The sequence below is a fragment of the Streptosporangium sp. NPDC000095 genome, from assembly GCF_042899335.1.
In the GTDB taxonomy this organism is placed as follows: Bacteria; Actinomycetota; Actinomycetes; order Streptosporangiales; family Streptosporangiaceae; genus Streptosporangium.
Genome location: NZ_JBIAZS010000013.1, coordinates 54,730 through 73,978 on the forward strand (window position 1 = coordinate 54,730; position 19,249 = coordinate 73,978).

At 67.9% G+C, this 19,249-nt stretch carries 16 protein-coding genes; all 16 read right to left on the minus strand.

Features of this window, described 5'->3' with window-relative positions; all coding sequences use genetic code 11:
- Positions 1-201 precede the first annotated feature (201 nt).
- The 16 genes from ACFY3V_RS26695 to ACFY3V_RS26770 all read right to left on the minus strand — a co-directional run bounded on the left by ACFY3V_RS26695 (position 202) and on the right by ACFY3V_RS26770 (position 18,892).
- The gene (locus ACFY3V_RS26695) at positions 202-1,803 is read right to left on the minus strand and encodes a glycosyl hydrolase family 18 protein (protein WP_389777229.1); all 1,602 of its coding nucleotides are present in this window, start codon (positions 1,801-1,803) and stop codon (positions 202-204) included.
- Between the two features lie 423 nt (positions 1,804-2,226).
- On the minus strand, positions 2,227-4,527 hold the full coding sequence (gene glgB, locus ACFY3V_RS26700) for a 1,4-alpha-glucan branching protein GlgB (protein ID WP_362899296.1): 2,301 nt from the start codon (positions 4,525-4,527) through the stop codon (positions 2,227-2,229).
- A 289-nt stretch (positions 4,528-4,816) separates the two neighbouring features.
- The gene (locus ACFY3V_RS26705; protein ID WP_389777233.1) at positions 4,817-6,058 is read right to left on the minus strand and encodes a copper amine oxidase; all 1,242 of its coding nucleotides are present in this window, start codon (positions 6,056-6,058) and stop codon (positions 4,817-4,819) included.
- Between the two features lie 3 nt (positions 6,059-6,061).
- Entirely contained in the window at positions 6,062-6,736 is a 675-nt protein-coding gene (locus ACFY3V_RS26710) for a hypothetical protein (RefSeq protein WP_389777235.1), read from the minus strand.
- A gap of 93 nt (positions 6,737-6,829) precedes the next feature.
- Positions 6,830-8,335: a M6 family metalloprotease domain-containing protein gene (locus tag ACFY3V_RS26715; RefSeq protein ID WP_389777238.1), complete on the minus strand. Its 1,506-nt coding sequence runs from the start codon at positions 8,333-8,335 to the stop codon at positions 6,830-6,832.
- Between the two features lie 142 nt (positions 8,336-8,477).
- Positions 8,478-9,848 carry a PHB depolymerase family esterase gene (locus ACFY3V_RS26720; protein ID WP_389777241.1) on the minus strand — a complete coding sequence of 457 codons (1,371 nt, stop codon included), beginning with the start codon at positions 9,846-9,848 and terminating at the stop codon, positions 8,478-8,480.
- A gap of 310 nt (positions 9,849-10,158) precedes the next feature.
- Positions 10,159-10,926 carry an SDR family oxidoreductase gene (locus ACFY3V_RS26725; RefSeq protein ID WP_362899304.1) on the minus strand — a complete coding sequence of 256 codons (768 nt, stop codon included), beginning with the start codon at positions 10,924-10,926 and terminating at the stop codon, positions 10,159-10,161.
- Between the two features lie 135 nt (positions 10,927-11,061).
- The gene (locus tag ACFY3V_RS26730) at positions 11,062-11,838 is read right to left on the minus strand and encodes a 2OG-Fe(II) oxygenase (protein ID WP_389777245.1); all 777 of its coding nucleotides are present in this window, start codon (positions 11,836-11,838) and stop codon (positions 11,062-11,064) included.
- A gap of 4 nt (positions 11,839-11,842) precedes the next feature.
- On the minus strand, positions 11,843-12,601 hold the full coding sequence (locus ACFY3V_RS26735) for an aldolase/citrate lyase family protein (RefSeq protein WP_362899307.1): 759 nt from the start codon (positions 12,599-12,601) through the stop codon (positions 11,843-11,845).
- Positions 12,598-13,425, minus strand: a complete 828-nt coding sequence (locus ACFY3V_RS26740; protein WP_362899309.1) for a hypothetical protein — start codon at positions 13,423-13,425, stop codon at positions 12,598-12,600. Before ACFY3V_RS26740 ends, ACFY3V_RS26735 begins: the two co-directional genes overlap by 4 nt.
- Before the next feature lie 192 nt (positions 13,426-13,617).
- A complete protein-coding gene (locus ACFY3V_RS26745) occupies positions 13,618-14,460 on the minus strand; it encodes an aldo/keto reductase (RefSeq protein WP_389777249.1) in 843 nt (280 codons plus the stop codon).
- A gap of 30 nt (positions 14,461-14,490) precedes the next feature.
- Positions 14,491-15,813, minus strand: coding sequence for a cytochrome P450 (locus ACFY3V_RS26750; protein ID WP_362899315.1), 1,323 nt, complete (start codon positions 15,811-15,813; stop codon positions 14,491-14,493).
- Positions 15,810-16,409 (minus strand): ATP/GTP-binding protein, encoded by a 600-nt coding sequence (locus ACFY3V_RS26755; protein WP_362899661.1) that lies wholly within the window; start codon positions 16,407-16,409, stop codon positions 15,810-15,812. The genes ACFY3V_RS26750 and ACFY3V_RS26755 overlap by 4 nt, the downstream gene beginning before the upstream one ends.
- 4 nt (positions 16,410-16,413) lie before the next feature.
- Positions 16,414-16,770, minus strand: coding sequence for a DUF742 domain-containing protein (locus ACFY3V_RS26760; RefSeq protein WP_350947538.1), 357 nt, complete (start codon positions 16,768-16,770; stop codon positions 16,414-16,416).
- Positions 16,767-17,201 (minus strand): roadblock/LC7 domain-containing protein, encoded by a 435-nt coding sequence (locus tag ACFY3V_RS26765; protein WP_350947539.1) that lies wholly within the window; start codon positions 17,199-17,201, stop codon positions 16,767-16,769. Before ACFY3V_RS26765 ends, ACFY3V_RS26760 begins: the two co-directional genes overlap by 4 nt.
- A gap of 98 nt (positions 17,202-17,299) precedes the next feature.
- Positions 17,300-18,892 (minus strand): ATP-binding protein, encoded by a 1,593-nt coding sequence (locus tag ACFY3V_RS26770; protein WP_362899320.1) that lies wholly within the window; start codon positions 18,890-18,892, stop codon positions 17,300-17,302.
- Positions 18,893-19,249 lie beyond the last annotated feature (357 nt).

The following is a 19,249-nucleotide window of genomic DNA, read 5'->3' on the forward strand; positions in this document are numbered from 1 at the left end:
TTCGGAGTCTAAGCAGCCGTATGCGCCAAGTGAATACTTTGCCCCAGATTTGGAGGATCTTCGGAGAAAAGCTCTGCCCCCGCGGCGTGACGCGCACGGAAGGCCGATCGGTCCCTGCGGCGTGACGCGCCGGGGGACCGAGTGGAGAAAAGCTCGGCCCCCCGCGGCGTAACGCGCTCGGAGGGCCGAGTGGTCGAAATATTACTTGAGGCCGTTGGAGATCGCGGTGATCAGCTCACCGTTGGTGGTGTCGCCGCTGGTCTCCCAGAAGAACGCCCCGCCCAGACCCTGGTTCTTGGCGTAGGTCATCTTCCCGGTGATGGTGGAGGGGGTGTCGTAGCTCCACCAGTTGCCGTTGCAGTAGGCGTAGGCGGTGCCGCCGACGGTGCCGGTGGGCGGGCACTTGGTCTTGAGGACCTTGTAGTCCTCGATCCCCGCCTCGTAGGTGCCCTGGGCCGCGCCGGTGGCGGAGCCGCCGGGAGCCGCCTGGGTCACGCCGGTCCAGCCGCGGCCGTAGAAGCCGATGCCCAGCAGCAGCTTGCTCGCCGGGATGCCCTTGGCCTTGAACTTCTGGATCGCCGCGTCGGAGTTGAACCCGGCCTGCGGGATGCCGGTGTAGGAGGTGAGCGGCGAGTGCGGAGCCGTCGGGCCCTGCGGGTTGAACGCGCCGAAGTAGTCGTACGTCATCGGCATGAGCCAGTTCAGGTTGTTGATCGCGCCGGCGTAGTCGGCGGCGTCGATCTTGCCGCCGTTGGAGCCGTCGGCCGTGGTCGCCGCGGTGACGAGGGCGTTGGCGCCGAACTTGGTGCGCAGTGCGGAGATGATGTTCTTGAAGGCGTTCGGGCCGCTGTTGTCACAGGTGAGGCCGCAGGCGTTGGGGTACTCCCAGTCGATGTCGATGCCGTCGAACACGTCGGCCCAGCGCGGGTCCTCGACCAGGTTGTAGCAGGAGTCGGCGAACGCGGCCGGGTTCTGCGCGGCCTGGGTGAAGCCGCCGGACCAGGTCCAGCCGCCGAAGGACCAAATGACCTTGATGTTCGGGTACGCCTTCTTCAGCTTGCGGAGCTGGTTGAAGCTGCCGCGCAGCGGCTGGTCCCAGGTGTCGGCGACGCCGTCGACGCTGTCGGCCGCGGTATAGGCCTTCTCGTAGTCGGCGTAGGAGTCACCGATGGTGCACCGGCCGCCGGTGGTGTTGCCGAAGGCGTACAGGATGTGGGTGAGCTTCGACGCGGAGCCGCTCGTGACCAGGTTCTTCACGTGGTAGTTGCGGGCGTAGACGCCCCACTGGGTGAAGTATCCGACGATCTTCTTGCCGCCGGGGGGAGGCGGGGTGGGGGTGACCGTCGGGGTGGGGGTCGGGGTCGGCGTGGGGGTGACCGTCGGCGTCGGGGTGGGGGTCGGCGAGGGGCCGGTGCCGTTGCAGGCGGCGCCGTTGAGCTTGCAGTTCAGTACGCTGGTGATCCCGCCGGGCGCGCCGTTGAAACCGAAGCTCGTCGAGGCGCCCGCGGCGAGCGCGCCGTTCCACGACTTGTTGACGAAGGTGTAGTGGTTGCCGCTCTTCGTCAGGTCGGCGTCCCAGGACGTGGTGATCGAGGTCCCGGCGGGGAGGTCGAACTCGACCTTCCAACTGGTCAGCGCACTGGTCCCGGCTTGCACGACGACCTTGCCCTCGAAGCCTGATCCCCAGTTCGAGGTCGTCGTGTAGGTGGCGGTGGCGGGTGTGGCGGCCGTCGCGGTGCCGATCCCCAGGGGAACCAGCAGCGCCGCCGCCGCGATGAAGGAGCCGATGGTAATTCGTCGCAAGGGTCGCTCCAGGTCAGAGAGTGCCGAGTCCCCGTATTCATAGGAAAGTTTCCTATTAATTACCAGAGCGTAGGTTCTCGTACGCCGACGGTCAATGCCTTGTTCGTTGATATAAGGCCGATTTAAGGTTTTCGGCCGAACGGGCCGTGGCGAGGGTGCCGGAAGCATAGAGCGCGAAAACGGGCCGGTCGCGCGAATCGCGCGACCGGCCCGTTCTCACCTGGTCTGTTGGGCTCTGCGGAGGGGGAGTCCGACGGCTCTGTACCGGGGGAGCCTGGCGGCTCCGTTCCATGGGGGAGAGCCCCGGAAGCTCCCGCACGAGTCCGCAGGGGAGACCCCGGAGGGTTCCGGGAACTCCTGATGAGTGCGCCGGGAAACCCGGGGGAGTCTGGGAGCTCCGGATGAGCCCGGGGAGTGGTCCGGTCAGGCCGGTTCGGCCTCCCGGCGCTCCTCGGGTCCCTCGGGCTCGGTGGCCTCGGCCGCCTCCCGTACGACCTCAAGCCGCTCCCGCGTGATCTCCTCCTCGGCGGCCTGGACGATCTCCTCCGCGCGCTGGTCCGCGGCGGGTTCGAGCGCGCCGGGGTGGCGCAGCCAGAGGGCACCCAGCGGCGGGACGCGCATCGTGGCCGAGTACGGGAGACCGTGGCGCGGCTCCTCGGTGGCCTGGACGGCGCCGAGGTTGCCCACGCCGCTGCCCGCGTAGTCGTAGGCGTCGGTGTTGAGCACCTCCTCCCACGCGCCGGGGAAGGGCAGCCCGAGGCGGTAGTCGTCGTGCGGCGCGCCGGAGAAGTTGGCCACGCACGCCACCACCGAGCCGTCCTCGGCGTAGCGCAGGAAGGAGAAGACGTTGCCCAGCGCGTCGTCGGCGTCGATCCAGCGGAAGCCGTCGGGGGAGGCGTCCACGCTCCACAGGGCCGGAGACTCCTTGTAGACCCGGTTCAGGTCGCGCACCAGCCGCTGCACCCCCTTGTGCCCGTCGAAGTCGAGCACCCACCAGTCGAGCCCGCGCTCCTCCGACCACTCCGACCCCTGGCCGAACTCGCCGCCCATGAACAGCAGCTGCTTGCCGGGATGGGCCCACATGAAGGCGAACATCGCCCGCAGGTTCGCGAACCGCTGCCACTCGTCGCCGGGCATCTTGCCGAGCAGTGACCCCTTGCCGTGCACCACCTCGTCGTGCGAGAGCGGCAGCACGAAGTTCTCCGAGTACGCGTACATCAGCGAGAACGTCATCTGGTGGTGGTGGTACTGGCGGAAGACCGGCTCGTGCTTGAGGTACGCGAGCGTGTCGTGCATCCAGCCCATGTTCCACTTGAACCCGAAGCCGAGCCCGCCCAGGTGCACGGGACGGGAGACGCCCGGCCAGGCGGTCGACTCCTCGGCGACGGTGACGATGCCCGGCGCCTCCCGGTAGGCGACCGCGTTCATCTCCTTGAGGAACGCGACCGCGTCGAGGTTCTCCCTGCCGCCGTACTCGTTGGGCGTCCACTCGCCCTCGCGCCGCGAGTAGTCGAGGTAGAGCATCGAGGCGACCGCGTCGACGCGCAGCCCGTCGATGTGGAACTCGCGCAGCCAGTACACGGCGTTGGCGACGAGGAAGTTGCGCACCTCCCGGCGGCCGAAGTCGAAGATGTAGGTGCCCCACTCGGGGTGCTCGCCCCGCGCGGGGTCGGCGTGCTCGTACAGCGGGGTGCCGTCGAACCTGGCCAGCGCCCAGTCGTCCATCGGGAAGTGCGCGGGCACCCAGTCGACCAGCACCCCGATGCCCGCCTCGTGCAGGGCGTCGACGAGGTGGCGGAAGTCGTCGGGGGTGCCGAAACGAGAGGTCGGGGCGTAGTAGGAGGTCACCTGGTAACCCCAGGAGCCGCCGAACGGATGCTCGGCGACCGGCATCAGCTCCACGTGCGTGAACCCCATGTCCACCACGTAGTCGACCAGCTCGACGGCGAGCTCGCGGTAGGACAGGCCGGGGCGCCAGGAGCCGAGGTGCACCTCGTAGACGCTCATCGCCTCCCGCAGGGCGTTGCCCTCCGCGCGGCGCCGCATCCACTCGTCGTCCCGCCAGGCGTAGTCCGACTTCTCGATCACCGACGCGGTCGCGGGGGGCAGCTCGGTGCGCCGGGCCATCGGGTCGGCCTTGGCCCGCCAGACCCCGTCCACACCGAGGATGCTGAACTTGTAGCGGTCGCCGGGGCCGAGACCGGGGACGAACAGCTCCCACACGCCCGACCCGCCGAGCGAGCGCATGGGGTACGCGGCGCCGTCCCAGTGGTTGAAGTCGCCGATGACCCGCACCCCGCGGGCGTTGGGCGCCCAGACGGCGAAGGCCGTGCCGTCCACGTCCTCGTGCCGCATCACCCGCGCGCCGAGGACCTCCCAGAGCCGCTCGTGGCGTCCCTCGCCGATGAGGTGCAGGTCCATCTCGCCCAGGGTCGGCCAGTGCCGGTAGGGATCGGTGGTCTCGTACGGCTCGGCGCCGGCGTAGGCGATCCGGAGGCGGTAGTCGGGGATCTTGTCGACTCCGGGCAGGGTGACCGCGAACACGCCGTGGGCGACGTGCTTCATGTCGTGGGCCTTGCCGTCCACGAGTGCCTGGACCCGCTGCGCCATGGGGCGCAGCGTCCGGATCGTCACGCCCTCGGGACCCAGGTGCGACCCGAGGATCGAGTGCGGATCATGATGTGCTCCGCCCGCGAGCCGGTCCAGGTCCAAGTGCGCGCTCATGGCTTTACTCCCGTAGATCGATAGCCCCTACCTTGCCCTACTCGGGTGACCGAACCCATGCCCATGTCCGCTATCACCATGCGTATTGGGAAACGCGCGGAGCCAAAGGAGGGAAAAGTCACGATTGTCGGTCATGTGGGGCCATCACAACGCTGTGCGCCGACCGTATCCGATCATCGGCGGCGGCGTCCCGGTTGAACCCGGCCGATTCCGATGATCACATCACCCAACACCGCCCGGTGCCGCCCTGTGCGGCCAAAAGCTGCATAAAGCAGCAGAAAGCAGCAGGTCAGTGCGGGTTTTTGGCGGTGACGTCGCGGGGGGTGATCCGGAACCCCTGCCAGTGGCTCGGCATGGGGTCGGCGTCCTCGTCGCGGGGGACGTGGTGGTAGCCGACGTTGACCCACAGGACCGGATCGGTGAGCCGCTCCCCGTTGGTGTAGCGGTCGACGGACAGGGCGCACCCGGGAGACGGGTTGACCGTCGCGAGGCGCTCGCAGGAGCGGTAGTCGGTGACGTAGAGATCGGCCCGGGTGAAGGCCTCGTCGGCGGGACCCCGGTACTGGGCGGTGTCGGAGTTGTTGATCTCCCAGGAGACGCGGTGCCCGTCGGCGTTGCGCACCTTCCTGTCGACCACCCGCCACCAGCGCATCGGTCTGCTGACGGCCTTGGCCTCCGTCCCGAACACCGTCCGCTGGATCTTGCGGGTCGCGGTGCCGGAGCCGCCGAAGTCGTACTGCTCCACGACGTCGTCCGCCCGGCCCGCCACGTCAAAGTCCAGGCGCCAGAAGATGTTGTGGGTGTGGTTCGCCTCGAACCCGGTGGCGCCCACCCCGATGGGCCAGCCGTGCTCGGGCGTGGTGGTGAACCCGGCGAGCGACCCCGTGGCCCCCACACGCGGGGTGATCGCGCCGTCGTCGGAGAAGGCCCACTCGGCGAGGTAGGTGTACCAGCCGACCTGGAAGGCGGCGAAGACCACCAGGTCACGCCCCTGGGCCGTCATGTTCAGCTGATCGGGCACCGCCTTGAGGTACGCGTGGCCGCGCGCCCTCGTCGTCACGCAGACGAACTGCTCGCGACGCTCGCCGAGCGGGCAGTCCGCGGCCCGCAGCGGAATGGCGGCATATCCCAGCGAGCCGATGTCGTGGTAGCGGGGCCTGCCCCTGTCGTACGGCACGTGGATCTGGGCGAGCGAGGTGCTGCGCAGCACGGTGATCGGCCGATGGCCTCTCGGGGTGTAGACGACCCCGGTCAGGGTGAGGCCCTCGACGTTGCGCATCTCCCAGCAGAGCTGCCAGCGCGCCCCGTTGGGCAGGGTCTTGTCGACGCGGTACGGCGCGTTGCAGGGGGCCGCGGGAGGTTGCGCGCCGGTTCCCGTCGCCGCCGGCGCCGTCTGCGGGCCGGGGGACGGCGCCGCGCCGGAGGAGGTGAGCTGTGGTGGCAGCGGCGGTATGGGGGCTCTCGGCGCGGAGGGCGGCGCGGCGAGCCCTCCGGCGAGCAGGGCGCAGGAAAGGGTGAGGCGGAGGAACACGGATTACCACTCCAGGGTGTGGATCTTCTTGGCGGACAGGTCGACGACCATCCGGCTGGTGTCCAGCCAGGTGCCGTCGGGTAACCGGACGAACAGCCGCAGGCACCGGTGGACGTCGCACTCCTTGGCGGACCCGCGCTCGCCGTACGGGGTGAAGATCAGCCCGCGCAGCCCCAGCTCCGCCGCCGACCTCAGCGGTCCGCCCCCCGCCTTGGTGTACGCCTCGCGCACGGTCTTGCCGTATCCCGGGTGGGCGAGCAGGAGGGCGGCGGCCGTCGTCTCCTCCTCCTGCGACGGCGGTGGCTGCACCCCCCGCGCCACGGTCTCCCGTACGACCTCGCCCCGGCCGAGGTCGACGGTCCGCACGATGAGCCTGTCGCTGCCGTAGTCGTAGAGGTACGCGTCGGCGCGGCGCCGGTCGGAGGCGTCCTTGTCGTCGTCGCGCTCCACGTAGAGCAGCTTGATCCGGCCGGCGGCCATGTGCGACCTGGATCCCGCCGACGCGATCGTGGTGGCCTTGGCGACCTCCTGGCCGGTGAGCGGGTCCTCCCGCGCGGGCGCTCGCAGGGCGGCCCCCGCGGCCTGCGACCCCTGCTCGCCGGAGACGAACAGCGCCGCCCCGGCGACGACGGCCACCCCCGCTCCCGCGACCGCCATCACCATCAGTCTTCGCCCCATGAGCACCTTCTTTACTCACCGTTGACTTTTCCTTGCGAAGAGTAGCGATCGGTGAGTGTCCCGGCGGGTCCAAAGGCGTATTGCACTTTTGGTTTACGTTGTTGGTTTTTGGGAGCTTTCGTCCGCGTTCAGGGCCGCGACGGGCCACGTGGTCACGGAGTCGGTCACTGAGTCGGTCTTGGAGTCACTCGGCCACGAGGCGACGACGACGTCGATCGTCATCTCGTCGTCGCCCGGTGTGCCGGAGACCTCGACGGTCACGCCCGTCCACCCGCCCTCGGGCAGGTTCAGCGCCGGTGAGGTGTCCCCGCCGATTCTCGCGTTGCCCAGCGAGGGGTACAGGTCGTTCGCGTCGCCCCGGTTGCCCAGGCTGCCCGGCCTGGCGAGCTGGCGCAGACCGTCGGCCTGCATCAGCTCGATCGCGAGGCGCCGCTCGTCGTCGACGTTGGGAACGGACTCGTCCACCACGTAGACGGCGACGCCCTGGTCGGGCAGGAACTCGTCCTGACCTCGCCGGCGGCGGTACTCCACGACGACGTACTGCGTGCTCGTCATCGTCCGGTCGTTGTGGACGACGACGAAGTCGCCGCCCTCGGCCGCCGGCCGCAGCGTGATGCCGCGGGTGGTCTCGGTGACCAGGCGCGGGGTGACCCAGTCGTGGAACATGCGCAGCATGCCGGTCGGGAAGACGGGCGTGACGCCCCCGTTGCCCCACGACCCCGCCGCCATCAGGCAGAAGTTGCCCAGCCCGTGCGACTTGACGCCGGTCTGCGCCCGGTCGGTGTCGTAGTAGTCGGCCCAGCGCGCGGCCAGGTGCCCCCACTCGTGGGCGCAGACGCCGACGTTGCAGTCCTCGGGAACGGTGAGGAAGGTGCTCACCTGGAGGCCGGGCCCGACCGTGATCGGCTGATCGCCGACGGTCCACTTCAGGCTCCAGATGAACCGCAGCCCGGCGGCGTCGGAGAAGGTCTCGGCGCCGGGACCGGCGTGCACGACGAAGAGCGCGGTGACCCGGTTCTCGCCGAGCGCGTCGTAGGAGGGGTCGAAGACGACGCCCGCCTCCAGGGCGGCGAGCACGGCGTCGCGCGCCATGCCCTGGGCGTTGCGCGGGAAGTTGCGCTCGTCCATCCCCGACTTGTCGTTGGCGTAGAAGGCGAGCGTCCGCGGCAGCCGGAACCAGCCGAACACCTCGCCCTGGACGTCGATGCCCCGCCCTTCGGGGTCGCCGTCGAAGCCGCTCACCTTCCGGTAGAAGTCGCGCATGCTGCCCGGCTGGGTGCCGAACAGCAGCCGTTCGAAGTGCGCCGCGTCGTGGGCGGGGTCGTGCGGCCGGTCGTCGAAGTCGACGAGCAGCACCAGGGTTCTGACGACGCCCCTGAGCTTCCTGGGCGGCCGGCTGATCAGGCTCGCGTCGGGATCCTGCGGGGTGGCGCTGCCGTCGTCCAGGCCCGCCGCGCGCGGCCCGCGACGCTCGGAGCGCCACACCGCGTAGTAGTCCTCGAACGTGAGGTGCTCGGGCAGGATCCCGGCGGTCCTCAGTTCGTGGAAGCGTGCCTCCAGCCTGTCCAGCGCGTCCGGCGCCAGCGGAACGAGATGCATGGTGTCCCCCCATCGTCCGTTCTTGCGGCGAAGGTAGGGCTCGTGGGGGTTCGTGTCGTGAGTAATCCCCTACTCAACCGGTGACCGGTACGACATCGGCTGCCTCCGGGGTCCGGAGGCAGCCGATGTCGTGTTCCCGAGGTCAGCTACAGGTCGAGCCGTTCAGGGTGAAGGAGCCGGGGGCGGCGTTGGTGCCGCTGTAGGCGCCGTTGAAGCCGATTCCGGCGGACTGCCCGGGGCTCAGGGTGCCGTTGTAGGAGGCGTTGCGGCCGGTCACGACCTGCCCGGACTGCGACCAGGTGGCGCTCCAGCCCTGGGTGACCTGCTGGTTGCCGGGGAAGGTGAACCTCAGCTCCCAGCCGTTGATCGTCGAGGTGCCGGTGTTGGTGACGGTCAGGTTGGCGGTGAAGCCGGTGTTCCAGCTGTTGGCGCTGTAGGTCACCTGGCAGGAGGCACCGCCGGGCGTCGGCGTCGGCGTCGGCGTCGGAGTGGGGGTGGGCGTCGGGGTCGGAGTGGGGGTGGGCGTCGGGGTGGGGGTCGGGGTCGGGCCTGAGGTGTTCAGGCCGAAGAACTGGATCGCCGACTCGGCCATCCCGCCCTGCGGCAGGTTGTGCCCGACACCCGGCAGGCTGTAGGCCTCGACCTTGACGGTGCCGGTGGAGTCGGCGTAGCGGCTGCGGTTCCAGCCCTGCCGGGGGGTGTCGGTGGAGGTCGGCGTCTGGCTCAGACCGTGGACGTTGGTCCACTGCTTGACCGCCTCGCCCAGGTTCGGATAGCGCAGGGTGGAGTCCTCGGTGCCGTGCCACAGCTGGACGCGGGGCCGGGCGCCGGTGTAGCCGGGGTAGGCGGCCCGTACGAGGTTGCCCCACTGCTCGGGGGTTCTCACGATCGTGCCGTTGGCGCACTCGCTGTTCCATCCGGAGGTGCTGGCGAAGCAGCCGAAGGGCACTCCCATGAAGGCCGCCCCGGCCTTGAACACGTCCGGGTACAGGCCCAGCATGACCTCCGTCATCATCGCGCCCGAGGAGGCGCCGGTCACGTAGACCCGGGAGGGGTCGCCGTTGTGACGCTGCTGGACGTAGTTCACCATCGACATCAGCCCGACCGGGTCGCTCCCGCCGCCGCGCCTGAGCGCCTCGGAGGAGGAGACGTCGAAGCAGTTCCCGCTGCGGGTGGCCGACGGGTAGATCACGATGAACCCGTACTGGTCGGCGAGCGAGGCGAACTGCGTGCCGGAGTAGAAGGCGGGGCCGGAGCCGGTGCAGTAGTGCACCGCGAGCAGGATGGCGGGACGGGGCGCCACCCGGTCCGGGACGTAGAGGTGCATCCGCAGGTTGCTCGGGTTCGTCCCGAAGCCGGTGACCTCCACCAGGGAGGCGGAGGACGCGGGCGAGGTGGTGAGCGCGAAGCCGAGCAGGAGGGGAAGGACCGCGCACGCCATTCGCAGTGCCGTCCTCAGCCGACTCCTCCCCGGTCCCCGGTCGGTCCGGCGTGGAACATCGCTGTCGGACATCGTCGATCTCCTTTCGGCCGTGGCCGATCGCCGGAGCCCCCTGACCTTCGCGGCCCCGGCGTTCGACGTCTCACGCTTGTCGCCGAAAGTTAAATTTGTTAGCCGAAATTTTCAATCACAGGATGGGGGTGCGGGTTCGCGTCCGGCGTACGCCCTCCTTTCCGCGGCGGTTTCTCGCAGGTGAGAAACACCTTTGGTGGCGAAAGCGGTACGGATGCCCCGGCCCTCTTCGATGAAAGTTTCCATCCTCCCTGGCTCCCGGGCATGTTCCGGGTGGTGCGCGGAGGACTCGGGCCCAACAGGGCGGTGCTCAGCCGGGCGCGGATTTCCACGGGCTTCCGGCGACGAGACCGCCGTCGACGCGGATGCTCGTCCCGGAGATGAAGGACCCCGCGTCCGAGGCGAGCAGCAGGCACGCCCCGACCAGTTCCGAGGGCATCCCCGGCCTGCGCAGCGGGCAGCGCTCCAGGATCCAGGAGGCGCGGTCGGCGTCCTCCCAGAGGGGCCGGGACAGCGAGGTCATCAGGAACCCGGGGGATATGCAGTTCGCCCTGATGTTGTATCGGGCCCATTCGATGCACATCGTCTTGGTCACCTGCGCGAGGGCGGCCTTGTTCGCGCCGTAGACGGAGACGCCTTCGAGCCCGATCTCCGTGTTGATCGACGTGACATTGATAATGGAGCCGCCCCCTGTCGTCCGCATGACGAGCATCGCCTCGCGGGCGAGGAAATACGCCGCCTTCAGATTCACATCGGAAATCTCGGTCCACAGTTCGGGGGTGACGTTCGCTATGGGCTCTCTGGTGTTGATGGCGGCGGCGTTCACCAGCACGTCGAGGGTGCCGAATTCTTTCCGCGCCGCGTCCGCGAGTTTCTTGGGGGCACGCGGGTCCCGCAGATCGGCCGCCGCCACCGCGAATTCCACCTTCCCCGCCTCCAACAGGGATATGAGATCCGCGCAGCGCTCCACACTGACATCGCTGACGATGACACGTGCCCCCGCCGCGGCGAGTCCCGCGGTCAACCATCCTCCGACCCCGCCACCGGCTCCCGTGATCAGGGCGACTTTGCCGCTCATGTCGAACAGGCTGGCTGGAGCCAGATCGTCCAGGCTCCATGAATTATTCTGATCGTGCGCCGACATCGTTGCGGAAAGGCCGTGATGACTGTTATACATGAATTGCCCATCGATTGGTGCCGTGGCTTCATGAGGTCAGCTCCAGAGGCGCAGGATATCCGACGTCTGCTCCCTCCCCAAGAATCCTGAAATGCTGACACGCCGCCCCTGTGTCGTCTCTTTCACCGCATGGAGTCGTGTTGATCTGATGATGACCAGGTCGCCGACGCCTGGCTTTATGGTGATGTCAGGTGAAGGCAGGCTTTCTACATCGAAGCCATACGTCCCTGACATGGAGGGGATATTTCGAGATTTGACCCCTTCGAAGGTCAGGTCCCAGACATGTAGTTCTCCGCCGTTCTCCGGGGCCTCCAGATACAGGTTCACCCCGAACTGTTCCGTGAACCGGAACCTGCCGCGGAGGGTCGGGCCGGCCTCGCCGATGATGTCGAAGTGCGGCAACGCGGACATTCCCGCCTCCCAGCTTCTCATCATTCCGAAGACGAGGGGCCGGTCATGATATTTCAGGAGGCCCGCGCCGCCCGGCCAGATCTCGTCGATCTCCGCCCTGAACACGTCCGCCGGATTCGCGAAGGGAAGAAACGCCTCCCTGAGCGAGCGCAGGACCGCCCGGGACCGCCTCAGGTATTCCTCCGAGCCGTCTGCCTCACCGCTCACGGTCTCGGAGAAGGCTTTGACCTGGCTTCTGTATATTCTCTGGAGCGAACTCTCCAGGACCGATGGGATCGCATTCAGCCGGGCGTGTTCGCATATCCGGTCCGATACGTAGGAAGGCACTTGCAGGGCCAGCACGGCCGGATCGCTCAGGAGGTCCTCCAGGGATCGCTCCAGTGAGTGCGATCTGATCAACAAGTGGTCACCCCTTCTGTTGTAGCTCCGTCAGCGCGGCGGAACCTCCGGCGAAGACGTAGCCGGTGTCCGACCCGACGGCGATCAGCGTCGCGCCGTGATCGACCTCCTTTCTCGCGGCGGCGGTGCTCGGGCAGAAGATGCCCAGGGGGACCCCGCTCTCCTCGCACGCGGTGCGGACGCGGCCGATCATCTCGATGAGCAGGGGGTTGGCGAGGTCACCGAGGATCCCCATGCTGCCCGAGAGGTCGTACGGTCCGACGAAGACCGCGTCGATGCCTCGTACGTTCAGGATGTCGTGAATGTTCTCGACGCCTTCCGTGTCTTCTATCTGAGCGATCACGGCCACGCTCTCGCCCGAGGTCTCCAGATATCTCGCGAAACTCGTTCCGTAACCGTGAGCCCTCGCTATACCGACGCTTCTCTTGCCCGCAGGGGGATATTTCGCTCGCTCCACGGTGGTTCTGGCCTGCTGGGCGGTTGACACATGGGGAACGATGATTCCGTCGCAACCCGTGTCCAGCGCGTGTTTGATCCATGTCTCCGAGTCGTCGGGAACCCGGATCACGGCATATGACGCGGGCTGCAGCACCTCGATGATTCTCTGCGTACTCTTCAGATCGAGTATGGCTGAATGTTCGAGGTCAAGGAAGAACCAGGAAAACCCGGCTTTCTGCAGCAGCAGTGCCACCTCCGGGGAATCCAGAGTGATCAAAGTGCCCAGCAGGACGTCCTGTGAGTCCAGTCTGCTTCTGAGGTTGTTCACGAGTTGAGTGCCTTCTTGAGTGTCTGGTAGTGAACGCTGTTCTCAATATCGGGATTGAGTTTTACCAATCGCTCCAGACCGGCTGCCCGGACCTGTTTGCCCTCGTTTATCTTCGGCGAGAAATGCCACAGCATGTTGAAGTAGTCGAGCATGATCTTCGCCAGCACCGGATCGGAGATCAGCACCGAATCCATCGATCCCGTCAGGTCGACCGGCGGGAATATGAAAACGTTCACCCTGCCTTCCTTGTGGGTGATGTGCAGGCTGAGCGGATGGGGGAGAGGGCCGATGTAGTCCTGGTCGAACACCGCGAAGGAGACCCGCCCGGTGGCGAGTAGCTCGCAACTCCGCTCGGCGAGCCACAACGACTTCTGCAGGGTGTCCACGCTGGCTATGCTGCGGAAGCTCTTGAGCGGGCTCCGGCGACTTTTTATGCTGTTGTGGACCTCCGTGAAATACTTGTCCAGACCGGGATGTTCTCCCTTGGGCGGCGACAGGTTCAGGGTGCTGACGGTGGTGGCCCCGACGGTGATGCCGACCAGCTTCTCAAGAAACTCCTCGCTGGTGGTGAAGACCTCGATTCCCCTCGCCGGTTGCCTGAGCAGCCTCTCCTGTCTGTCGCGGATGTTTTCGAGGCGCCCGTAGACATATCCGATGAAGGTCGCCAAGGTGCCCAGGAGATATCCCGCCACGAGATCGAGTGGTACGGGTATCGGCCGGGGGAGAAACAGGTTTATGACTCCGACCGGCAGTGCGACGATCACAAATAGCCCTGACAGCCACATTGCGAGTTTCCCTGCCACGCGAGTCGCCTCGTCACTCAACGCGCCACCTGCTCGTGTCGGTGTCCGGCCGATCGTCTGGCGATCAGGTTACGCCCGCACCACGATCCTTTGTAGGCCCATATCGCGAGTGCCGGACGATGATTAGCGCCATATCTGATGTATTCCAGTGATCGGTCACCTTTTTTCGACCGGAATGCATAGGCGTAAACAGATGTAAACAGACGTGAGCGGTCAGAGGGACGGGCGGATGGCGTCGAGACGGCTCCGCTGGTCGTCGCTCAGCCGCAGACTCGCCGCGGCGACGTTCTGCTCCAGGTGCTCGATCGAGGCGGTGCCGGGGATCGGCAGCATGACCGGTGAACGGTCGAGCAGCCACGCCAGCGCGACCTGGGCCGCCGTGGCGCCGAGCTCGGTCGCCACAGCGGCGATCTCGCCCGTCGGCTCCGAGGCCGCGGGGTGGACGGGGCGCCAGGGCAGGAAGGCGATCCCGGCCGCGGTGCAGGCGTCGAGCACGGCCTCGTGCTCGCGGTCGAGGATGTTGTAGCGGTTCTGCACACCGGCGATGTCGACGATCCGCCGTGCCTGGTCGAGCTCGGCGACGGTGACCTCGGACAGCCCGATATGGCCGATCTTGCCGTCGGCCCGCAGGTCGCCCAGCATTCCGACCTGGTCGGCGAGTGGCACCTCCGGGTCGATGCGGTGCAACTGGAGGAAATCAAGCCGGTCGACCCGGAGCCGGCGCAGGGCCCGCTCGACCTGATCCCGCAGGACCTCCGGCCGTCCGCACAGGGCCGCGTCGCGCGGCGGGTCCGGTGACACGACGCCCACCTTCGTCGTGATGAGAGTCTCATCCCGATAGGGATACAGCGCCTCGACGAGGAGTTCCTCGTTCGCGCCCCACCCGTACAGATACGCGGTGTCGATCAGCGTGACACCCAGCTCGACGGCGCGCCGGACCACTTCGACGGCACTCTTACGGGCCTCGCCGGGCTCGGTCGGCAAATGCATCGCCCCGAACCCGAGTCGCCGTACGTCGATCGTGCCTCCGATGCGGAATGTGTTGGCTTCTCCCATTTTCGAGAAGTTATCAACCTCCGGGGCGCTTCAGGTGCTCCACGGGCGGCCGGTCGGCACGATCGGGCTGAACCGTACGGGCAGGGCCTCCAGGCTGCGAACCCACAGCGAAGGGCGCCATCGCAGCTCGTCCGGTTTCACGGTGAGATAGACATCGGGCAACCGGTCGAGAAGGACCTCCACGGTCGTCTTGGCGATGATCTCGGCGAGTTCGGGCGCGGGGAAGGGACAACCGTACTCGCCGTGGCCGAAGGACATGTGCGCCCGGTTGGCGCCGGAGCCGCCATGGGAGGCCGGTCGCACCTGCGGATCGGCGTTGGCCGCGGTGACGCCGAGCACCAGCATGTCGCCCCGGCGGATGCGCCGCCCGGCCAGCTCGCAGTCCTGCACGGCCCAGCGTGAGGGCAGGTTCGGCGTGGGCGGGTCCTTCCACAGCACCTCGTTCAGCGCCTCGCCGACGCTGCTGCGGCCGCCCTGCAGGCTCATCGAGAAGTGGTCGTCCACCAGCATCAGCCGCAGGGCGCTGCCGATCCAGTTGGCTGTGCTGTCGTGGGAGGCGATCATCACCACGATCAGATCCATGACGATCTCCTCGTCGGTGAGCCGCGAGGGGTGTGCCAGTACGCGCGAGGTGATGTCGTGGCCCGGCAGGGTGCGCTTGTCGGCGATGAGCCGGCCTATCTTGTCCAGGATTCGGGCAATCGCCGAGGGGGCCTCCTCGCCTCCGCTCAACACGTAGTTGACGTCCTCGACCAGTTCCGGCAGGTCGGTTTCCGCCAGCCCGAACAGCCGGGTGATGACCTGAGCCGGAATCCGGTAGGCGTACCGGGAGATCAGGTCGGTGTGGCCGTCCCCGGCGAACTCGTCGATCGCGAGGTCGGCGATCCGCTCGCAGATCAGGGCCAGCTCGGTGCGGTCGACGGCGTCCATCGCGTCACTGACGGCGCCGATCCGCCGCTGGTGCTCGGCCCCCTCGGAGTACATCACGGACGGCTGCCAGTTCACCTGCGGGAGCGACGGCCAGTCCGGGGGGAGGTGATCATTCATGTTCCAGCGCCGGGAGTCGCGGCCGAACAACTGCGGCTGGCTGGCGACATGGTGCAGCTCGCGATAACCGATCACGTACCAGACGGGGATGCCGTCGAGGAGAACGGGGACGACGGGGCCGTGCCGGCGGCGCATCTCCTGGAACAGCGCGGTCGGGTCGTCGCCGATCAGTGCCCCGTACAGGGGTACGGCATCGGCGTGGTCGGGGTATCCCTCCAGCAACTCCCGCCTCCGCTCGGGATTCTGCGATCCGGGCGAGGTGGCGGACGGGTCTGTGGAGTCGGGCAGGGGAGGGGAGTTCGTCACGGCATGCTCTCTCGGACGGGCGACTGTTCGTAGATGCGGGTGAGGTGCTCGATGAGCGTGATCAGCACGTGCTTGGACGAGGACCGCTCTCTCGCGTCGCAGTCGATGAGCGGGACCTCGGGCGACAGCGCCAGCGCCTCGCGCACCGCATCCAGGGAGGGCCCGTCGCTGAAGCGGTTGACCGCGACGACGAACGGGGTCCGGTGGTGCTCCAGCCGGTCGATGGAGTACCAGGAATCCTCCAGGCGGCGGGCGTCCACCAGGACGACCGCGCCCAGACTGCCGGCGAACAACTGGTCCCACACGAACCAGAACCGCTGCTGACCGGGCGCGCCGAACAGGTAGAGCACCTTGCTCTCGTTCAGCGTGATCCGGCCGAAGTCGAAGGCCACCGTGGTGGTCGACTTGTTGCGTACCTGGCTGGCGTCGTCGATGCCCACGCTCGCCTGGGTCATGACCTCCTCGGTGCTCAGCGGGCGGATCTCGCTCACCGAGCCGACCAAGGTCGTCTTCCCCGCGCCGAACCCGCCGACGACCACGATTTTCAGGGCGTCCGCGGCGGTCGTGCGCAGTGGCGTTCGCGCGGCGGCCGCCATCTGGTCAGAGGTTGTGGAGTGCAACGAGCACCTGCCTCAGGATTTCGGGATCCGGTCGTCCGGCCTGTGCGGCGATCGACGGATGACGGACGGTGATGCGACCGGTGTCCAGCAGGTCGCGCAGCAGGATCTTCACCACGCTGACCGGCAGTCGCAGTTCCGCCGAGATCTCCACCACCGCCGTCGGCCGCTGGGCCATCCGCAGGATCTTGATGTGCTCGGACTGCATACCGGGGGTGGGGGCGCACTCGGCGACGATGAGGGAGACGGAGTCGAAGGTCTTCTCATCGGCGCTGGTACGCCCCCCGGTGACCGTATAAAGCCGGTCGGGGTCTTCTCGGTCGATGGCTCGCCGTGTCATCCGTGGTCGTCGCCGTTCTTCGTTTGCCGCGGTGCCGCGGTGAGGTAGACCCCGATCTGCTCCACCAGCTCGTTCATGTTGTGCGCGATGAGCCCCACCTCGCCGTCCTCGTCGGCCACCACGGCCAGGTGGGCGCCGTCCCCGGCCGGCACGATGAGCAGCAGTCCGCCGGCGAACTCCACCATCGCCTGCCCCGCTCCGATGCCGTCCCCGAACTCGGCGGAGGCGCTCAGCGAGAGACTCTGGATCCCGGCGGCCAGGGCGGAGAGCTGGTCGGCACCGTCCCGGCCGAGGCCGGCGGTGAAGCTCATCTTCAGACCGTCCCTGGTCAGCACCAGCACATGCCTGATCCCCGGGGTCTTCTTCTTGAGGTTCTCCAGTAGCCAGTCGAAGTCACGATCGGTGGTGTTCGAAGCGTCGGTTGTGCTCATAGAAACGACGGGGTGCCCCTGCGGCGCGGGCCCGGGAGGGACGGCCCCTGCCTCCTCATCTGTGAATCCAAAGATGTCCGGTGGTCGGCGGACACGTGTCAAGAGTCGCCCGGGTCCGGGGAAGGGTCCGGAGGGGACGTGGGTCCACGACCGCCGGCCTGGCGGAACGCGGCGAACCTCGCGGCCGAGTCACGCCCCTCGCGCACGGGCTTGGCCGGCGACGCCTGCCGAGCCCTGGTCGCCTCGGCCAGCGTCTGCCCCCGGCGCCGCCTGGGCAGCAGGTCTTCGGACTCGTCGGCCGGCCCCTCCTGCGCGGGTACGGTCGCCTGCACGGTGGCCTGCGCGGTGGCCCGCACGCCGGCTTGTACGGCGGCCCGCACGGGGCGGCGGACCAAAGTCTCGGCGTCGGGCGACACGGTGATCGACAGGGGCTGTGTGATCAGCAGGCGCGGGATCAGCATCACGACCCCCATGCCGCCGCGGGCGGACGACCGGAAGCTGACCGTCAGGCCGTACTTGTCGACCAGGCGTCCCACGACCGCCAGGCCCAGCCGGGTGCCGGACAGCGTCCGCATGTCGAGCGGCTCGGACACGATCCTGGTGGCGTGCTGCCGCTCGCGCGGGCGCATCCCCAGGCCACTGTCCTCGATCGTGATCACCACGCCGGCGTCCTCCTCGTCCACGTACACGTGGACCTCGGTGCCGTGCGCCGAGAACGTGGCGGCGTTGTCCATCAACTCGGCCAGCGCGTGCATCACGCCCTCGGCCGCGTATCCCGCGACGGCGGCGGTGCTGGTGGAGTGCAGCCGGATGCGCCGGTAGCCGCCGATGCGGCCCATCGCGCCGCGCAGGACGCTCTCCATGACGATCGGCCGGGTCCATCGCCGTCCGGAACGGCCACCGCTCAGCAGCGCGACGTTGTCCGCCAGCCGGCTCACCTGGGAGATGCGGTGGTCCAGGTCCAGCAGATCGGCGAACACCTCCTCGTCATCGCCGTACTGCTCCTCCAGCTCGCGCAGCCGGGCGAGCAGGCTGGTGGCCTGCGCCTGCACCCGGGCCGCGGCCCCGGCGCACGCCGCCATCACGGCGGTGCCCCTGCGCTCGCTCTCGGAGAGCTGCCGCGCCGTCTCGCGCAACAGGTCGCGCAGCGGCTCGTGCTCCGGCTGGGGTATCTCGGCCAGCGCGGCGCTCACCGACATCCGGTTCGTCTGGATCCGCCGGACCAGTTCCGGCAGCGTGTCGTCGATCAGCCGGGAGATCTCGTCCTCGGTTGTCTCACGGGACACCTGGGCGACGGCGCGCTCGCGTTCGAGTAGTTCGAGCTCGTGCCCGGCCGAGCCGAGCAGGTGCCGCAGCGGGCCTTCCGGAGGCTGAGGCATCTGGGAGAGCGCGTCGGCGACCGAGGCGCCTTCGCGCACCTGACGCCCCAGCGAGGGCAGTGACTCCTCGGCCATCCGCAGCGTTTCCCGCTCCAGCCAGGTGAACCGCGCGCCGGCCCACTCGGCCTGCTCACGCAGCCGGTTACCGGTGCCGGCGTAGTGGACGGCGGCGGCGACGGCGCCGGACAGCAGCAGGGCCGAGACCCCGCCGACGAGTGCCATCAGCCCTCTGGCTTCATAGGGGGCGGCGTATATCGCCCACAACCACGCGCAGGCCGTAATGACCATGGTGCCGAGAGCGGCGAGGACCACCAGTTCCCTCGGTGAAAACCTTCTCCGCGCCCGGTGGGGTGCATCTACTGACATCGGCGTCCTCGGGGGTGGCGGCAGGGCATGACAGGGCCGCGTCGAACCTGCTGTTCCCTGTAAGGCGGGACGGCCATGCGGTGCCGTTTCAACAGCAGAGCGTGAACAGGCAGACACCGTAGCATCACGGCTGCGACCAAGAACAGACAGTCACTCTCGAACTACGTGTTTCCCCTTTAATCAACCGCTGGTCAGTGCATCTGTTGACTAATACTCGCTATTGGGACATATCTGGATATATAGGATTATTTTCCGTGAGGGAGCGAGGTACGCGGCCCTGTCGTCCCGATGGACCGGAAGAAG

Bases quoted from the DNA above. Each gene is read 5' to 3' on its own strand.
- ACFY3V_RS26710 (WP_389777235.1), bottom strand. From the start codon at position 6,736: ATGGGGCGAAGACTGATGGTGATGGCGGTCGCGGGAGCGGGGGTGGCC.
- ACFY3V_RS26720 (WP_389777241.1), bottom strand. From the start codon at position 9,848: ATGTCCGACAGCGATGTTCCACGCCGGACCGACCGGGGACCGGGGAGG.
- ACFY3V_RS26725 (WP_362899304.1), bottom strand. From the start codon at position 10,926: ATGAGCGGCAAAGTCGCCCTGATCACGGGAGCCGGTGGCGGGGTCGGA.
- ACFY3V_RS26755 (WP_362899661.1), bottom strand. From the start codon at position 16,409: ATGGCGGCCGCCGCGCGAACGCCACTGCGCACGACCGCCGCGGACGCC.
- glgB (WP_362899296.1), bottom strand. From the start codon at position 4,527: ATGAGCGCGCACTTGGACCTGGACCGGCTCGCGGGCGGAGCACATCAT.
- ACFY3V_RS26765 (WP_350947539.1), bottom strand. From the start codon at position 17,201: ATGAGCACAACCGACGCTTCGAACACCACCGATCGTGACTTCGACTGG.
- ACFY3V_RS26715 (WP_389777238.1), bottom strand. From the start codon at position 8,335: ATGCATCTCGTTCCGCTGGCGCCGGACGCGCTGGACAGGCTGGAGGCA.
- ACFY3V_RS26745 (WP_389777249.1), bottom strand. From the start codon at position 14,460: ATGGGAGAAGCCAACACATTCCGCATCGGAGGCACGATCGACGTACGG.
- ACFY3V_RS26760 (WP_350947538.1), bottom strand. From the start codon at position 16,770: ATGACACGGCGAGCCATCGACCGAGAAGACCCCGACCGGCTTTATACG.